The 14,733-nt window shown below is 69.9% G+C and carries 10 protein-coding genes and 1 pseudogene; 3 read left to right on the top strand and 8 right to left on the bottom strand.

Annotated features, from left to right (window positions below; all coding sequences use genetic code 11):
* Window positions 1–6 precede the first annotated feature (6 nt).
* Window positions 7–2,244, bottom strand: coding sequence for a SpoIIE family protein phosphatase (locus ACFY8W_RS18625; protein WP_391106137.1), 2,238 nt, complete (start codon window positions 2,242–2,244; stop codon window positions 7–9).
* Between the two features lie 140 nt (window positions 2,245–2,384).
* Here ACFY8W_RS18625 and aspS point away from each other — a divergent pair, with 140 nt between their 5' ends.
* Window positions 2,385–4,208, top strand: coding sequence for an aspartate--tRNA ligase (gene aspS, locus ACFY8W_RS18620; RefSeq protein WP_391106135.1), 1,824 nt, complete (start codon window positions 2,385–2,387; stop codon window positions 4,206–4,208).
* Window positions 4,209–4,281: 73 nt separating this feature from the next.
* Here aspS and ACFY8W_RS18615 read toward each other — a convergent pair whose 3' ends face one another.
* Both ACFY8W_RS18615 and ACFY8W_RS18610 read right to left on the bottom strand, forming a co-directional pair.
* Window positions 4,282–5,166, bottom strand: coding sequence for a hypothetical protein (locus ACFY8W_RS18615; RefSeq protein WP_391106133.1), 885 nt, complete (start codon window positions 5,164–5,166; stop codon window positions 4,282–4,284).
* Between the two features lie 49 nt (window positions 5,167–5,215).
* A complete protein-coding gene (locus ACFY8W_RS18610; protein ID WP_391106131.1) occupies window positions 5,216–6,157 on the bottom strand; it encodes a helix-turn-helix domain-containing protein in 942 nt (313 codons plus the stop codon).
* Between the two features lie 397 nt (window positions 6,158–6,554).
* On the opposite strand from ACFY8W_RS18610, the gene ACFY8W_RS18605 reads away from it, so the two are divergent.
* Complete coding sequence (locus ACFY8W_RS18605; protein ID WP_391106129.1) at window positions 6,555–7,433, top strand: Scr1 family TA system antitoxin-like transcriptional regulator; 879 nt, start codon at window positions 6,555–6,557, stop codon at window positions 7,431–7,433.
* Entirely contained in the window at window positions 7,430–7,639 is a 210-nt protein-coding gene (locus ACFY8W_RS18600; RefSeq protein ID WP_391106127.1) for a DUF397 domain-containing protein, read from the top strand. Before ACFY8W_RS18605 ends, ACFY8W_RS18600 begins: the two co-directional genes overlap by 4 nt.
* A gap of 77 nt (window positions 7,640–7,716) precedes the next feature.
* Here ACFY8W_RS18600 and ACFY8W_RS18595 read toward each other — a convergent pair whose 3' ends face one another.
* The 5 genes and pseudogenes from ACFY8W_RS18595 to ACFY8W_RS18575 form a co-directional block, all read right to left on the bottom strand.
* On the bottom strand, window positions 7,717–7,932 hold the full coding sequence (locus ACFY8W_RS18595; RefSeq protein WP_391106125.1) for a hypothetical protein: 216 nt from the start codon (window positions 7,930–7,932) through the stop codon (window positions 7,717–7,719).
* Between the two features lie 245 nt (window positions 7,933–8,177).
* Window positions 8,178–12,752, bottom strand: a complete 4,575-nt coding sequence (locus ACFY8W_RS18590; RefSeq protein WP_391106123.1) for a putative T7SS-secreted protein — start codon at window positions 12,750–12,752, stop codon at window positions 8,178–8,180.
* Window positions 12,752–13,399, bottom strand: coding sequence for a hypothetical protein (locus ACFY8W_RS18585; RefSeq protein ID WP_391106121.1), 648 nt, complete (start codon window positions 13,397–13,399; stop codon window positions 12,752–12,754). The genes ACFY8W_RS18590 and ACFY8W_RS18585 overlap by 1 nt, the downstream gene beginning before the upstream one ends.
* Window positions 13,386–13,922 (bottom strand): SseB family protein, encoded by a 537-nt coding sequence (locus ACFY8W_RS18580; protein WP_391106119.1) that lies wholly within the window; start codon window positions 13,920–13,922, stop codon window positions 13,386–13,388. Before ACFY8W_RS18580 ends, ACFY8W_RS18585 begins: the two co-directional genes overlap by 14 nt.
* Window positions 13,923–14,026: 104 nt before the next feature.
* A pseudogene (locus ACFY8W_RS18575) lies at window positions 14,027–14,584 on the bottom strand (Uma2 family endonuclease).
* Window positions 14,585–14,733: the final 149 nt, after the last annotated feature.

Here is a 14,733-nt window from a genome sequence, read left to right as displayed (position 1 = left end):
CGCCTGTCACGGGCCCGGGGCCTGCCTCGCCCCTCGGTCGCCGTTCCCCGACGCCGGCTCCTCCAGCTCGAACCAGATCGCCTTGCCCTCGCCCCGCGGGTCCACGCCCCACCGGTGCGCCAGCATCTCCATCAGGATCAGCCCGCGTCCGCTGGAGGCCATCTCGCCCGGATGGCGCTTGTGCGGCAGTTCGTCGCTCGCGTCGGCCACCTCGACCCGCAGGCGGCGGGTGTGGTCGCGGCAGACCACCTCGGCGACGAGCAGCGCGTCGCCGTCGGTGTGCACCAGCACGTTGGTGACCATCTCCGAGACCATCAGGACCGCCGAGTCGACCTGCTCGCCGTCGTTCCAGTCGTGCAGCAGCTGGCGCGTCTGCTCGCGTGCGGCGGCGATGCGTTCCGGCTCGGCCTGGGCGACGGTCATCATCGTGCGGCGCGGGGCCTCCCGTACGGCCGCGCCCTGGCGGGAGAGGAGCAGGACGGCGATGTCGTCCTCGCGGCGGTCGGCGAGCGGCCCGGTGGTGTGGTGCGAACCGGGCCCGTGGACGGCCTCGACGAGCCGGTCGGCGAGCGCCTCCAGGTCCTCGCCGTCGTCGGACTCCAGGAGCTTGCGGACCCGTTCCCAGCCGCTGTCCAGGTCGTGGCCGCCGGTCTCCAGGAGCCCGTCGGTGCAGATCATCAGGGTCTCGCCGGGCTGCAGGGTGAGCCGGGTGGTGGGGTAGTCGGTGTCCGGGACGATGCCGAGGGGCAGGCCGCCGGCGGTGGGCCTCAGCAGAACCGTTCCGTCGGTCATCCGTACCGCCGGGTCCGGGTGCCCGGCCCGTGCGATGTCGACCGTGCCCGTCTCCAGGTCGACCTCCAGGTAGAGGCAGGTCGCGAAGCGGGGCCCGCCGTAAGGATCCTCGCCGAACTCCCCGTGGCCCCCGCTGCCCCCGTGGCCCCCGGTGTCCGCGCCGCCTGCTCCGGCCGCGCCACCCGTGCCGGTGATGCCGCCCGTGCCGCCTGCCCCGGCCGCCCGGTCCGTGCCGTCGTTGATGCCGTACAGGAAGCGCGAGGCACGCGAGAGCACGGCGTCCGGGCGGTGGCCCTCGGAGGCGTAGGCGCGCAGGGCGATCCGCAGCTGCCCCATCAGCCCGGCGGCCCGCACGTCATGGCCCTGCACGTCCCCGATGACCAGCGCGATCCGGCCGGCGCCGGACCCGCCGGGCAGCCGGATCATGTCGTACCAGTCGCCGCCGACCTGGAGTCCGCCGCCGGTGGGCACGTAACGGGCCGCCACCTGGATGCCGGGGATGCCGGGCCCGAGGACCGGCATCATCGCCCGCTGCAGTCCCAGCGACAGCTCCCGCTCCGACTCCGCCACCCCGGCCCGGGCCAGCGCCTGCGCCAGCATCCGGGCGACCGTCGTCAGGACGCTGCGCTCGTCCGGCGTGAACGCCACCGGATGCTTGAACGCGGCCATCCACGCGCCCATCGTCCGCCCGGCCACGACGAGCGGGACGAAGGCCCAGGAGCGGCGGCCGAAGCGCTGTGCGAGCGGCCACGTCATCGGGAAGCGGCGGGCGTACTCCTCCGGGCTCGGCAGATAGATCGCCCGCCCGGTCCGTACGACCTCGGCCGCCGGGTAGTCGGTGTCCAGGGTCATGGAGGTGAACGGCCCCTCGTCGCCGTCGCCGTGCCCGTGGTGGCCGATCACCGTGAGCCGCTCGCCGGACATCCCGAAGACGGCGAGCCCGTCCGGCGAGAACCCGGGCATCGACAGGGAGGCCGCCACCCGCAGCACCTCGGCCGTCGACCGGGCCTCCGCGAGCGCCCGGCCCGCGTCGAGCAGGAAGGCCTCGCGGGAGCGGCGCCAGTCGCCGGTGATGGGCGTGTGCGGCCCGGCGGTGCCGGGCTGCGGCTCGGCGACCTCCTGGAGGGTGCCGACGAGCTGGTAGTCGGTTCCCTCGACCAGGGGCTTGGACCGGCTCCGTACGGTACGGATCACGCGGCCGTGCTCGTCCATGATCCGCAGCCGGGCCTCGGCGAGGGTGCCCTCGGCGACGGCGAGGTTCACCACCCCGTCGATCTCGTTCCAGTCGACCGGATGAAACCGGGACCGCACCTGCGCTTCGGTGAGCCGCGCGGGTTCGGCGGGCAGCCCGAGGAGCCGGGCCGCCTCGGCGTCGAGGGTGACGAGCCCGGAGGCGTTGTCCCAGCGCCACAGGCCGGTCGCGATCGCGGCCAGGAGGTCCTCGGTGCGCATTGCCCCACTTTATGAATATCGGACAGAAGGTCGCCACTGAGAGTATTCGAATCGCGATCTTGGGTCGCCCGGTAGGCTTGGGAAGGCTTGACGCTGTCAAGCTTCTCCATCACGGATCCCGAAGAACTGGATGAACGACGATGCATCGGTACAGGTCCCACACCTGCGGCGAGCTCCGCGCCTCTGACGTCGGCACCGACGTCCGGCTGAGCGGCTGGCTGCACAATCGGCGCGACCTGGGCGGCATCCTCTTCATCGATCTGCGCGACCACTACGGCATCACCCAGCTGGTCGCCCGCCCCGGCACCGCCGCGGCCGAGGTCCTCGACAAGCTGACGAAGGAGACGGTCGTCCGCGTCGACGGCAAGGTCGTCTCGCGCGGTGCCGAGAACGTGAACCCGGACCTCGCCACCGGCGAGATCGAGATCGAGGCCGCCGAGGTCGAGGTCCTGGGCGCCGCCCAGCAGATCCCCTTCACCATCAACACCGACGACGGCGTCAACGAGGAGCGGCGGCTCGAGTACCGCTTCCTCGACCTGCGCCGCGAGCGCATGCACAGGAACATCATGCTGCGCAGCGCCGTGATCGCCTCGATCCGCTCGAAGATGGTGGCCCTCGGCTTCAACGAGATGGCGACCCCGATCCTGACGGCGACGTCCCCCGAGGGCGCGCGCGACTTCGTGGTCCCCTCCCGCCTGAACCCGGGCAAGTTCTACGCGCTGCCGCAGGCGCCGCAGCAGTTCAAGCAGCTGCTGATGATCTCCGGCTTCGACCGCTACTTCCAGATCGCGCCCTGCTTCCGCGACGAGGACGCCCGCGCCGACCGCTCGCCGGGCGAGTTCTACCAGCTCGACGTGGAGATGAGCTTCGTCGAGCAGGAGGACGTCTTCCAGCCGATCGAGAAGCTGATGACCGAGCTCTTCGAGGAGTTCGGCAACGGCCGCCACGTCACCTCGCCCTTCCCGCGCATCCCGTTCCGCGAGTCGATGCTGAAGTACGGCAACGACAAGCCGGACCTGCGCACCTCGCTCGAACTCGTCGACATCTCCGACGTCTTCGAGAACTCCGAGTTCAAGGCCTTCGCGGGCAAGCACGTCCGCGCGCTCGCCGTCCCGGACACCGGTGACCAGCCGCGCAAGTTCTTCGACGGCCTCGGCGACTTCGCCGTCTCCCTCGGCGCGAAGGGCCTGGCCTGGGTCCGCGTGGGCGAGGAGAACGCGCTGACCGGCCCGATCGCCAAGTTCCTCACCGAGGAGAACGTCAAGGTCCTCACCGAGCGCCTGGGCCTGAAGCCCGGCCACGCGGTGTTCTTCGGCGCCGGCGAGTTCGACGAGGTCTCCAAGATCATGGGCCCCGTCCGCGTCGAGGCCGCCAAGCGCGCGGGCCAGTTCGAGGAGAACGTCTTCCGCTTCGCGTGGATCGTGGACTTCCCGATGTACGAGAAGGACGAGGAGACCGGCAAGATCGACTTCTCGCACAACCCCTTCTCGATGCCGCAGGGCGGCCTCGAGGCCCTGGAGAACCAGGACCCGCTGGACGTCCTCGGCTGGCAGTACGACATCGTCTGCAACGGCATCGAGCTCTCCTCCGGCGCCATCCGGAACCACGAGCCCGAGATCATGTTCAAGGCCTTCGAGATCGCCGGCTACAGCCGCGAGACCGTCGAGACCGAGTTCGCGGGCATGCTCCGCGCCTTCCAGTTCGGCGCCCCGCCGCACGGCGGCATCGCCCCGGGCGTCGACCGCATCGTGATGCTCCTCGCCGACGAGCCCAACATCCGCGAGACCATCGCCTTCCCGCTGAACGGCAACGCCCAGGACCTGATGATGGGCGCCCCGACGGAGCTGGAGGAGGCCCGCCTGCGCGAGCTGAACATCCAGCTCCGCAAGCCGGTCGCGACGACGAAGCCGGCCGACGAGCGCCCGATCACGGAGGCCGTCCACCCGGACGCGGCCCGCGGCTGAACCGCCTGAGCCTCCGGCTCTGAGGGGCCCGGAACCGTTTCCACGGTTCCGGGCCCTTTCGTATGTGCTGGTGCTACCCGTCCCTATCGGCGTCCGCGTAGATCTCCTCGGCGTAGTAGGCGATGACAGCGCGCGCGATCCAGTGGCGCAGCACTTCAGGGTCGTCGCAGGCGGTGATGCGCCGGCGGGCGTCGTCGGACACGTGGAGACGGCGCTGCCACAGGACCGTCAGTACGGCCTCGGCAAGGCCCTGGGCCCGGCCTTCGTCCCGGATCTGTTCGGACAGGTACGACGTGTAGAAGGAGAGGTCTGAGGCCACCAGGTTTCTCCAGGTTTCCATGGCCGGGCGATCGCCCAGACCCTGCGCGACACATTCGACGATCGGATCGGCGACGTTCTCAGGGACCTCCCGCAGCGCGGTGGACAGCGCCCTCAGCACGGCGCCGATGTCGGGATCCCTTGCGTGAGCGATCGCCGCCAGCGTGGCCACCGCCAGGTCCGCGCGGGCCTCGGCCGGATCGGTGATGACGGGCATGTTGTGCGGGCCCACGACGATCGGCTGGATGGTGAGGTTGGGCATGGAGGCCGGCCCGGCGGGAACGGCCTGTCCGGCCCACTCGGCCGTGGCGCGGTCCTGGCACACGACCAGCAGGGCGGTCGGCATCCCGTACGTCGTCCACAGGTACGCGGTGTCGTACGCCCAGGTCGCCGGCTTCGCCGGGTCCTTCTCGTGCTGTGCCGCAATGGCGAGGAGGAGCGAGCCGTCTCCTGTGCTGTTGCGTCTCGGCAGGGTGTCCACGCGGCGTTCGACAGGGCGTCTCCCGGTGGCACCGGTGGTCAGGACGACCGCCTCAACGGTTGCCGGCAGGGGGATTCCCAGCACGTCCGACAGCCGACTGAAGAGGTGAGGATCGTGCTGGAAGATGCGGTGCATCGTTTCGTGGGGTGAGCTGACCATGGGCGTCCTTGTGGTGCGGTCATGGCGGGGTGGGTCGGTTGAGCGGGATTCACTCGAGTGGGTGACCGACCTCCGCACTGGTACGGCAGTCCCTGCAGAGGGCGGGGGCGGGGGCCCGGAACGGGCGTTCGCAGCCGTCGCAGATCTGGTACGGGTGCTGCCGGGGCGCTTGGAACGGTGGCGGAGCCGGCAGCAGGGCGGTGAGCCGGTGGGCCAGGAGGGCGGCGGGCCGGTACAGGGGTTCGGGGAGATCGGCGGTGAGCGCATGCCGTACGGCGTCGGACGAGGCCTCCCGCTCCAGCCAGGCGGCGACACCCGGGGCGAGGTGCTCGGTGTCGGCGGCGGAGAGCAGCAGGCGGGGGTCGACCCCGCGAAGCTCGGTGAGGACGCCGACGGCGGTGAGCAGGAGGTCGGGGGCGGGGTATCCGGGCTGGGGCACGACAGGCAGGGCGCGGCGCCGCGGCGGCCCGGACCGGGGCGGCACGGCGGGCCGGTGGGGCACGGCGGGCCGGTGGGGCACGGGCTTCCGCTCAGTCTCCGGCTCCGGCTCCGGCTCCGGATTCGGCCTCGACCTCGGCCGCGGCGTTGGGCGTGTGGAGCCAGCCCTGCCTTGTCCAGGCTGGTTGCAGAACACCGTCCGCGTCACGATCCGCCCGCTCGGCAGCCGTACGCGCTCACGCCGCAGATAGCCGTGGGCCTCCAGCTCGCGCATGGCGGCGGCGGTGCGGGTGGTGCCCTCGCGCATCTTCTTGGCGATGGTCTTGATGTCGACGGGCGCGCCGGCGGGCAACGACTGGATGTGCACGCCGATGCCGATGGCCAGCCCCGACAACTCGGGATGCTGGGCGAGGTGGTTGCCGACGACGGTGAAGCGCGAAGCGTGGGGTGTGTGCTCGTGAACGACGCCGCTGTTCGTCCCCCGATGGGGGTGGTTCTTGCCGCCGTTACGAGACGAGGCAGGCGGTCGCACGCTAGTGTTCTGGTCATCCATCGGGAAGGGCCTATGTCTTCCTTGATGGTCAGGCCCTCGCACTGGGATTGCCGTCCCGGCGGGGGCCGACGCATGTCTGCTGTCGGTCGGTCGAGCCGAGCGTAGATCAAGCAACCAGGCCAGCCGCCAGTCCAGTTGGCATATTTCACCTGCATGGGTGACGTTGCCGAACCTGGAGGGAAAGGGTGGGTTTGGTGAGGTCTTTTCGCTTCCCGTACTTGGTAGTTGGTACCGCCCGGCCCACCGGAGCCCGCGCAACCGAACTCCGGTGACAGCACGAATTCCCGGCGTCTGTCCCGAGCTTGTCCACCGCTGTCCGGAATGCCGATGCCCTGGGGACGGGTAGGGCCGGTGCGTTGCGACGACAGGGACGGACGAACGAGGGGAAGGGCGCGGCATGACGGCGTTGGACGACGGCGTGGGGCGGCTGAAGACCGAGGAGGACGAGCCGGGCTGGGAGGTGGACCCGGACGACGACTGGGGTGTGGCCGTAGTCGCGACCGTGGGACGGCAGTTGAAGCTGCGGCGAGAGGCGGTGGGGATGCGGGCCGTCGACTTCGGGGTGGCGGTCGGCTACGGCGAGGACATGGTCTACAAGATCGAGGGCGGACGGCGCATTCCGAGGCCCGAGTACCTGGACAAGGCGGACGAGGTCCTGGGCGCGGACGGTCTGATCTCGGCGATGAAGGACGACGTGGCGAAGGTCCGGTACCCGCAGAAGGTACGGGCCCTGGCCAAGATGGAGGCGAGCGCGGTCGAGATCCAGCTCTACGATCCGCTCAACATCCACGGCCTGCTGCAGACACCGGCGTACGCACGGGGGCTGCTGATGATGCGGCGCCCGGCGTACACGCAGGACGAGGTGGAGCGGATGGTGGCGGGCCGCATGGCCCGGAAGTCGGTGTTCGAACGCGATCCTGCCCCGGAGCTGAGCTTCGTCCTGGAGGAGTGGACACTCCGCCGCCCACTGGGAGGAAGGGCGCTGCTCCGCCCGCAGCTGGAGCACCTGCTGGAGGTCGGCCGGATGAGGAACGTCGAACTCCAGGTGATGCCGATGGACCGTGAGGAGCATGCCGGGATCGCCGGCGGCATCGAGGTGCTGAAGTTCGCGGACGGCTCGGCGGTGGGACGCTCCCCGGTCGTGGCCAACGGCCGCCCCGTGACGGACCGGAAGCAGCTTCATATCCTGGAGTTGCGCTATGGCATCATCCGGTCGCAGGCTCTCACGCCCCGGGAGTCGTCGGCCCTCATTGAGTACCTGCTGGGAGAGACATGATCCGCAACACCTCGGCTGGGCAGACCTCCGAACTGGCGTGGTTCAAGAGCAGCTACAGCAGCAGCAGCGAAGGCGACTCCTGCATCGAGGTCGCCACCACGCCCGGCACGATCCACGTCCGCGACTCCAAGTGCACGAACGGCCCGACCCTGACCCTCGCCCCGACCGCGTGGGCAGGCTTCGTCACGTACGCCGCGACACACTGAGCCGCTCGCCGCACAAGACCCACGGCTTCCCGCCCCAGCCTCTGGCAGCCTTCCGCTGCCAGAGGCTGGGGGCGGCATCAGCGCGCCGCGACCTCCTCGATGTCACCCCAGCCGATCCCCTGCGATTCGAGAAACTCGCTGAGGTAGAGATCGGTCTCTTCGCCCAAGTGCTGCCCGTCCAGCCACAGCGACTCGCACTCCAGGCAGAGTCGGAAGACGTGCCCGCTGCCCTTTGCCCGGTAGCTCCGCGGCCAGTCCTGCCCGCAGTGCACGCAGGCGTCTCGGGAGTGCATCGACGATTTCTTCCCGGTCAAGAGCCTTCCAGAACCTGGAGATTGCTCCAGAGGGGAGCCTTCCCCAAACGGGAGAGGACCTCGTCAAGAATGACGAATGGGGGATTCCCTGAGGGCTCGATTCCGAATTCCCAGACTGTGTCGCACTCCTTGCATACCTGGTAGATCGAGTCGGTGTCAATGATCCGACACTTCACTACCCAGCCCTGTTCGCATCGAGGGCACCATTTCATGCGATCTTCACCTCAGAACTCCGGAAACGCTGTGATTACTTTAGTTGTTCCTGGGATTACGACAACGCGTATTCTCTTCTCGCCCAGGGTGCCAACTTCGCGCTCCATGTCGACCATGTACCTGGCGGGATCGCTCGGGTCTGGAGTGCCTCGCTTCGCCCATGCCTCATCGAGTAGATTCAGGATATCTGCTTGATCGGGGTTCTTGAAAACGCCGTGTGTCAGCTTGGTCGGATCGGGTGCTGCATGCTCCATTACGTGAGTCAAGCGGTGTCCGTGGGCGGACCCAGGGCCATAAATCAGGCCGCCGGGGGATTGGTAAGAGCCATTACCGAGGTCGGTGAAGCCTTCCGGCGGGCATGGCGTCAGCCCCAGCGGATCGCTCCACGTATGCGGGTTGTGGACGTACGTCGCCGGGTTCGGGGCCGGGGCCAGGCCCAGGGGGTCCTGGGTGAGGTAGCGGGCCGGTTCGGGGTCGTAGTAGCGGAAGTAGTTGTAGTGGAGGCCCGATTCCGGGTCGAAGTACTGGCCCGGGAAGCGGAGCGGGGTGTACGCCGTGGCGTCGCGGGTCCAGGAGGTCGTGCCCCAGAGGGTGGTGCGGGAGCGCCAGGCCAGTTCGCCCGATTCGTCGACGAGTTCCGTCGGGGTGCCGATCAGGTCCGTGACGATTGCGAAGAAGCGGGTCTCGTCGGTGTCGCGGCGGCGTTCCGTCTGGGCCAGCGGGCGCAGGCCCGCGTGGTCCCAAGTCAGGGTGAGGGTTTCGGTGGACTGCTCGCACAGGGTCGCGCCGTCCCAGGTGAAGTGGACCGTCTCCGTGGGGGAGTGCTTGGCGATGCGGCGGCCCAGCGGGTCGTAGACATAGCGCCACTCCGTGCCGTCCGGCGTGACCACCGATGTCAGGCGGTCTTCCGCGTCCCACGCGTAGCGCCAGGTGTCCGGCTTCCTCGACACGCGGGTCTTCTGGCGGAGGACGGTGCGGCCCTGCGCGTCGTGCTCGTAGCGGACGCCGCCCGCGCGGGTGATGCGGGTGCCGGAGTACGCGCGCGGGCCCGTCGCCTCCGTGGCGCGTGGCCAGTCGGCATCCGTCTGGTTGCCGGCCTCGTCGTAGGCGTACCGCTCCGTCCACCGGTCTGCCCGGACCGCCGTCACCCGGCCCGCCGCGTCCAGGTCGAAGCGGCGCGGGCCCGCGAGGTGGTCGTCGATGCCGACCAGGCCGCCGTCCGGGCGGTAGTGGTACGCGCGGTGCTGCAGGCGGTTGCCCCGGCTCGTCACCTCGTGGGCGGTCACTCGGCCCGCCTCGTCGAAGGCGGAGGTCAGCAACGCGAAGTCACCGACCGCACGGGTCAGTTCGCGGCCCGCCTCGTCGTGCGTGAAGGACACCGTCCGGCCGGAGGTGGTCAGCTCCGTGCGGCGGCCCGCCGCGTCGTAGGACCACGCGCTCACCGCCCCGCCCGGTGTCGTGCGGCCCGTTCGCCGGCCCACCGCGTCGTAGGAGAACGCGAGCGTCCGTCCGTTGATCGTTTCCGACATGAGGCGGCCGTAGCGGTCCCGGAGACGCGTCAGCGTCGCGTCCGGGCTCACCGCCATCGCCAGCTCGTCGAAGATGTCGTACTCGTACGTCGTGACCGCACCGCCCGCGTCCTTGCGGAGCACCTGGCCGAGCGGGTCCCGTTCGAAGCGGATCGTTTCACCGGCGCCGTTGGTCCGGGATGCCAGGCGTCCCGCCGCGTCGTACGCGTACGTCAGGGTCCGGCCGTCGAAGTCCGTCTCGGACGCCGTCCTGCCCGCCGCGTCGTACTCGTACGTCCAGGTCAGGCCCTGCGGGGTGGTGACCGCCGTCAGCTGCAGCGCCGCGTCGTGCGTGAAGGAGTAGCGCGTTCCGTCGGGGGTGGTGCGGGTCGCGAGGACGTCGAAGTCGCCGTAGGTGAAGACGGTGGTGCCGCCGACGGCGTCCGTGTGCGTCAGGCAGTTGCCCTCGCCGTCGTACGTCCAGGACTCGACGGCGCCGTCCGGGTTCACCCGGCGGCTCAGCCGGCCCTCCGGCGTCCACTCCAGCCGGGTCTCGGCGCCCAGCGGATCCGTGACGCGGACCGTACGGCCGAAGGCGTCGTACGCGTACGACGTCGTCCCGCCCAGCGGGTCGGTGACCGAGACCGGGAGGCCGGCGTCATCGGTGCGGACCCGGGTGACCGCGCCCAGCGGGTCCGTCACGGACACCAGTCGTCCGCGGTCGTCGTACGCGAACTCCGTGCGCGTGCCCGCGGGGCTCGTCACCGACGTGCGGTTGCCGCGCTCGTCGTACGTCTGGCGGACCGTCGTACCGTCCGGGCGCCTCACCTTGACCGGCAGTCCGAGTGCGTTGTACTCGGCCGTCGTGGTCCGCCCGTCGGGGCGGGTGACGGACGTGAGCCGGCCTTCCCCGTCGTAGGCGAAGAGCGTCGTGTGGCCCAAGGGGTCCGTGCGGGACAGCAGGCGGCCCCGGCTGTCGTACGTGGACCGGGTGACGCCACCGTCAGGTGCCGTCTCGGCGGTGATCCTCGCCTGCTCGTTGACCTCGTAGCGGGTGGTCCGGCCGAGGGCGTCCGTGTACGTCGACTCGCCGTCGCCCCAGGTAAAGCTGCCCGCCATGACGCCGTCGCGGCCCGACTGAGAGACACACCGGTCGCGGTCGTCGTAGACGTAGTCGTAGCGGCGGCCGTTGCTGTCGGTCCAGGACGTCATCCGGCCGCGGTCGTCATAGCCGAAGCACAGCGGGCGGCCTGCGGAGTCGGCGACGGAGGTCAGACGGCCGTCGGTGTAGTCGTAGCGCCGGATCTCCTGGCCGTCCACGTGCAGGGCCGTGACCCGCGATCCGTCCGTGGACAGGCGGAGCCGGTACCCGCCGTGGTGGGCGATCTCCGTGGGCGCGCCGTCCGCGTCGTGACCGAAGGTGATCCAGTTGCCGTTGCGGTCGTCGATCTGGACGAGGACCGCCTCGTCGACACCCTCGTCCCCGCTCCCGTCGCCGTCGCCGTCGCCGCCGCCGACGGTGGCGAAGTGCCGTACGACGCCCGTCTCCGGGTCCGACACCGTGTACGTGCCGTCCGAGGCGTCCCGGTCCAGCGCCCAGCGGCGGGTGCCGTGGGTCGGCAGCACCGGAACACCGGGTGCCGGATGCGGAAAGGCGAGGATGCTGCCGTCGTCACTGACCAGGAGGACGCCCTCGGCGTCGATCTCCAGCCGCTCGTCCACCGTCGACGACCACCCCGGGCCGAACCAGCGGCCCGAGCGGCGGGACGAGTCGTAGACTCGCTGGAACACCAGGGGCAGGGAGCCGGCCAGGCTGAGGTCCGTCTGCGGCAGCAGCATGCGGCCAGTCGCCATGTCGATCGGGTCGCCTTCGCAGACCGTCTCTTTGCACCGCTGGCTGTTGCCGTCCGGGTTGTTCTCGTGGTCCCCGCGGACAGTGCCCGGCTTCTTCGGCGCATCCGACAGGTTCTTCAGGCGGGTCAGGGACTTCAGGCCGCCCGCGCCCTTCGTGCCGATCAGTTCCGGGACCAGGCGGCCGAGGAACTCGGACGGGTCGCCCTTCGCCGCGTCCCAGGCGTTCTTCAGGGCCCGGTCCGGGTTGGCCACCGTGGAGACCAGGCCGGCGAGCGTCATGTTGACGCCCTTGTAGTACTCGGCCGGGTGGGTCAGGTTGTACGGGTCCGTCGGGTTGACCGAGCGGACGAAGTTGATCAGGCCCGCCGTGCCCTTGACGATGCCGCCGCCGAAGTGGGCCAGCTCCATGCTCTGGCCCACGCCGTAGTCCATCAGTTCCAGCTTGGCCTTCTCCAGGCCCGTCGGTTCCTTCGGGGCGTGCGCGAGCGCGGCGCTGACCGCCGCCTTCGCCGTCTCGCCGGCCTCGTTACGGGCCTTGCGGGCGTCGCCGAGGATCTCGCGGGCGCGCCGCCGCTTGGCCTCGCCCGGGTCGGAGAACTTTCCCGGGTGCGGAAGCGGACTGTCCCCGGTCCGGGCCGCGTTGTAGGCGTCGACCTTCTTGTTGTAGCTGTCGGCGGCCGTCTTGGAGTCCTCGTCGCCCTCCTTGTACAGCGCGATCGCCTCACGCGCCTTGCCCTGCGCGCTGACGACCGCCTTCGCGTACGTCTCCAGGGCCTTGGCCGCGTTCTCCATCGCGTCCGCCGCGTGCAGCCAGTCCGTCGGCAAGGTCTGGAACTTCTCCCGGAAGGCGTTGGCCGCCTCGCCCTTCCAGTGGCTGGAATCCAGCTTCTTCATCCCGCCGCCGACCAGGTCGAAGGCCTTCTGGAAGTCCCGCAGGTTCTTCACCGTGGCGGCGATCTTGTCCGGCTTGCCGTGGATCAGCTCGTCCGCCTGCTCCGTCTGCCCGAGCTGCTGCTCCCCGACCTCCGCGCCCAGCGAGGAGGCGGTCTCGTCGCCCCAGTCCTCGACCGCGTCCGCCCAGTCGTGCGCACCGACCTTGTCCAGCGCCTCGCCGGTCTTGTCGGTGACGTAGTCGACGCCCTCGCCGAGGAGTTCCTTGCCCTTGTCGATGCCGCGGTCGACACCGTCGACGAGCTTGTCCCCCCACTCCCGCCAGTCGACCATCAGCGGCTCTCCCCCCACCGCGGCTGCTCGGCCTGCTCGACCGTCGCCTGATCGGGATCGAGCGTGTCCTTCAGCTCCTCGTCCATCGCGTCACGCAGCTTCGGATCCAGCGCACCGGAACGCTCCATCGAGTCCAGCAGCGAGTCCTCGACGTCGTACGCGGTGTTCTTCCAGGTCTGCTTGACCTCCTGGTGCGCCGCCGTGAACGACTCCGGGCTCCAGTCCGCGCCGTCCCAGGTGTGCTGGTCACGTATGGACGCCCAGCTCTTCTGCTTGACCTCGTCCTCCGACAGGTGCGGGTTCCCGTTGAGGGAGTTCACCCCGATCTTGAACGAGTCCTTGACGTACTGCTCCTGCTCGGCGAACGAACCCGCCGACAGGCCGACGCCCTGCGCGAAGCCGTTCCCCTTCAGGGTCAGCGCGCGGACGCCCCACTCCCACCGGTTGCAGAACGTCTCGAACTGCGACGTCAACCCGCTGTGCCCCAACTCCAGCCCGGACAGCGCCAGATCCGAGAATCCGCGGCCCACCGTCGCCTCGCCGATCATCCCGAGATCCTTCAGCTCGGAATGCGCCAGATTGATGCCCTTCGCGATCTCCGCCAGCGCCGCCGCCGGCGCCACCAGCTCCGGCTCACTCCCGCCCACGTACGCCCCCCGTAGTCACCGACCTGCTCGCTCGCGGTTCCGCGAGATCCACTGCCACCTCGTCCGGAACGACCCCCGCCACCGGCGGGAACACCATCCCGTCCGCACTGCCCGCGTCCAGCGCCACGCCCGCCGGCCCCGGCAGCATCGGCACCATCACGTCGAGCAGCCGCGCACCCAGGACCGTCCGGTACGTCCACTCGCGCCCGGCCTCACCCCGCGCCGCAGCGAACCGCGCCAGCGCCTCCTCGTCCGAGAACGCGCAGATCCACCGCACTCCGTTGAAGTCGGCTGTCCACAGGCTGTCGTGCTCGTCGAACGGCACCAGCACGGCCGTACGCCGGAATTCACCCAGCAAACGCGCAAACTCACGTCGCGCCGCCGCTTCGTCGATGACGGTTCCTCCGTGAGTCGGCGTCACCTCCGTCGCCGAAACCGGTCCTGCCAGTACCGAAGCCGCCGCCAACTCCGTCAGTCGCGAGACCCGTTGAGGCTTCGCCGTGCCATCCCCGTTGTCAGTCACGCACTTATGCTGTCATGTGATCATTTCCATGAGCAACGAAGAATCTGGTCGATTGCCGCCGTCTCGCCGTCTCGCCGTCTCGCCGGCCCGCCGTCCCGCGCGCCTCAGCCGACCCATTCCTTCAGCGGGGCGGTGTCCAGTTCCATGCCCACCGGCTCGGGCAGGGTCACGGTCTTGCCCAAGGTGACGGTCACGACCATGTCGTAGCGGCCCTCGCCCGGCTGGGAGTGGACCAGCACCTCGCCGGCCGAGCGGTCGATGAGGAGGTACACGGGGATGCCGGTCTCGGCGTAGGCGCGCGGCTTCTCGATGCGGTCGCGACGGTCGATGTCCGAGTGGTGGGAGGTGACCTCGACGGCCATGAGGACGCCGTCGGCGGAGGCCCTCTCGCCTTGGCCGACGAAGGCGTCGCTCGACGCGAGCACGCCGTCGGGGCGTGCGTTGCCCTTGCGATAGGTCTCGACCCGGAGACCCTGGTCGGCGTGCAGTCACCATTCCGTGTTGGTCTGAATGCAGAGGCGGGTGAGTCACTGAAAGATTCGCCCGTGGCCGCCGTCCGGCAAGGCCTTCTCCCCGATCTTCCCGTCGATGAACTCCAGGCGCAGGGCGTCGCTCAGTCGGTCGCCGACCCTGGCGAGCTCCTCGAAGAGCTCCAGGGTCATGGCGCGGGTCCGCTGCTCGACTGCCTCCACGGCGGCCTCCTCCGGGATCGGTGGTGCCTTCCACGGTACGTGTTCGTTCGGTCGCGCGACGGATTCGTCGCTGTCGCCACGGTCAGACGGTGGCATATGCCATGGGTCTAGTTGCTGTG

Source organism: Streptomyces sp. NPDC012637, assembly GCF_042954805.1.
Taxonomy (GTDB): Bacteria; Actinomycetota; Actinomycetes; order Streptomycetales; family Streptomycetaceae; genus Streptomyces.
This window is presented reverse-complemented; position numbering and strand designations above follow the sequence as displayed.

What these genes read in the sequence shown, in the direction of transcription:
- ACFY8W_RS18625 (WP_391106137.1), bottom strand. Translation starts at nt 2,244, where the DNA reads ATGCGCACCGAGGACCTCCTGGCCGCGATCGCGACCGGCCTGTGGCGC.
- ACFY8W_RS18590 (WP_391106123.1), bottom strand. Translation starts at nt 12,752, where the DNA reads ATGGTCGACTGGCGGGAGTGGGGGGACAAGCTCGTCGACGGTGTCGAC.
- ACFY8W_RS18600 (WP_391106127.1), top strand. Translation starts at nt 7,430, where the DNA reads ATGATCCGCAACACCTCGGCTGGGCAGACCTCCGAACTGGCGTGGTTC.
- ACFY8W_RS18595 (WP_391106125.1), bottom strand. Translation starts at nt 7,932, where the DNA reads ATGCACTCCCGAGACGCCTGCGTGCACTGCGGGCAGGACTGGCCGCGG.
- ACFY8W_RS18610 (WP_391106131.1), bottom strand. Translation starts at nt 6,157, where the DNA reads ATGGATGACCAGAACACTAGCGTGCGACCGCCTGCCTCGTCTCGTAAC.
- ACFY8W_RS18615 (WP_391106133.1), bottom strand. Translation starts at nt 5,166, where the DNA reads ATGGTCAGCTCACCCCACGAAACGATGCACCGCATCTTCCAGCACGAT.
- aspS (WP_391106135.1), top strand. Translation starts at nt 2,385, where the DNA reads ATGCATCGGTACAGGTCCCACACCTGCGGCGAGCTCCGCGCCTCTGAC.
- ACFY8W_RS18605 (WP_391106129.1), top strand. Translation starts at nt 6,555, where the DNA reads ATGACGGCGTTGGACGACGGCGTGGGGCGGCTGAAGACCGAGGAGGAC.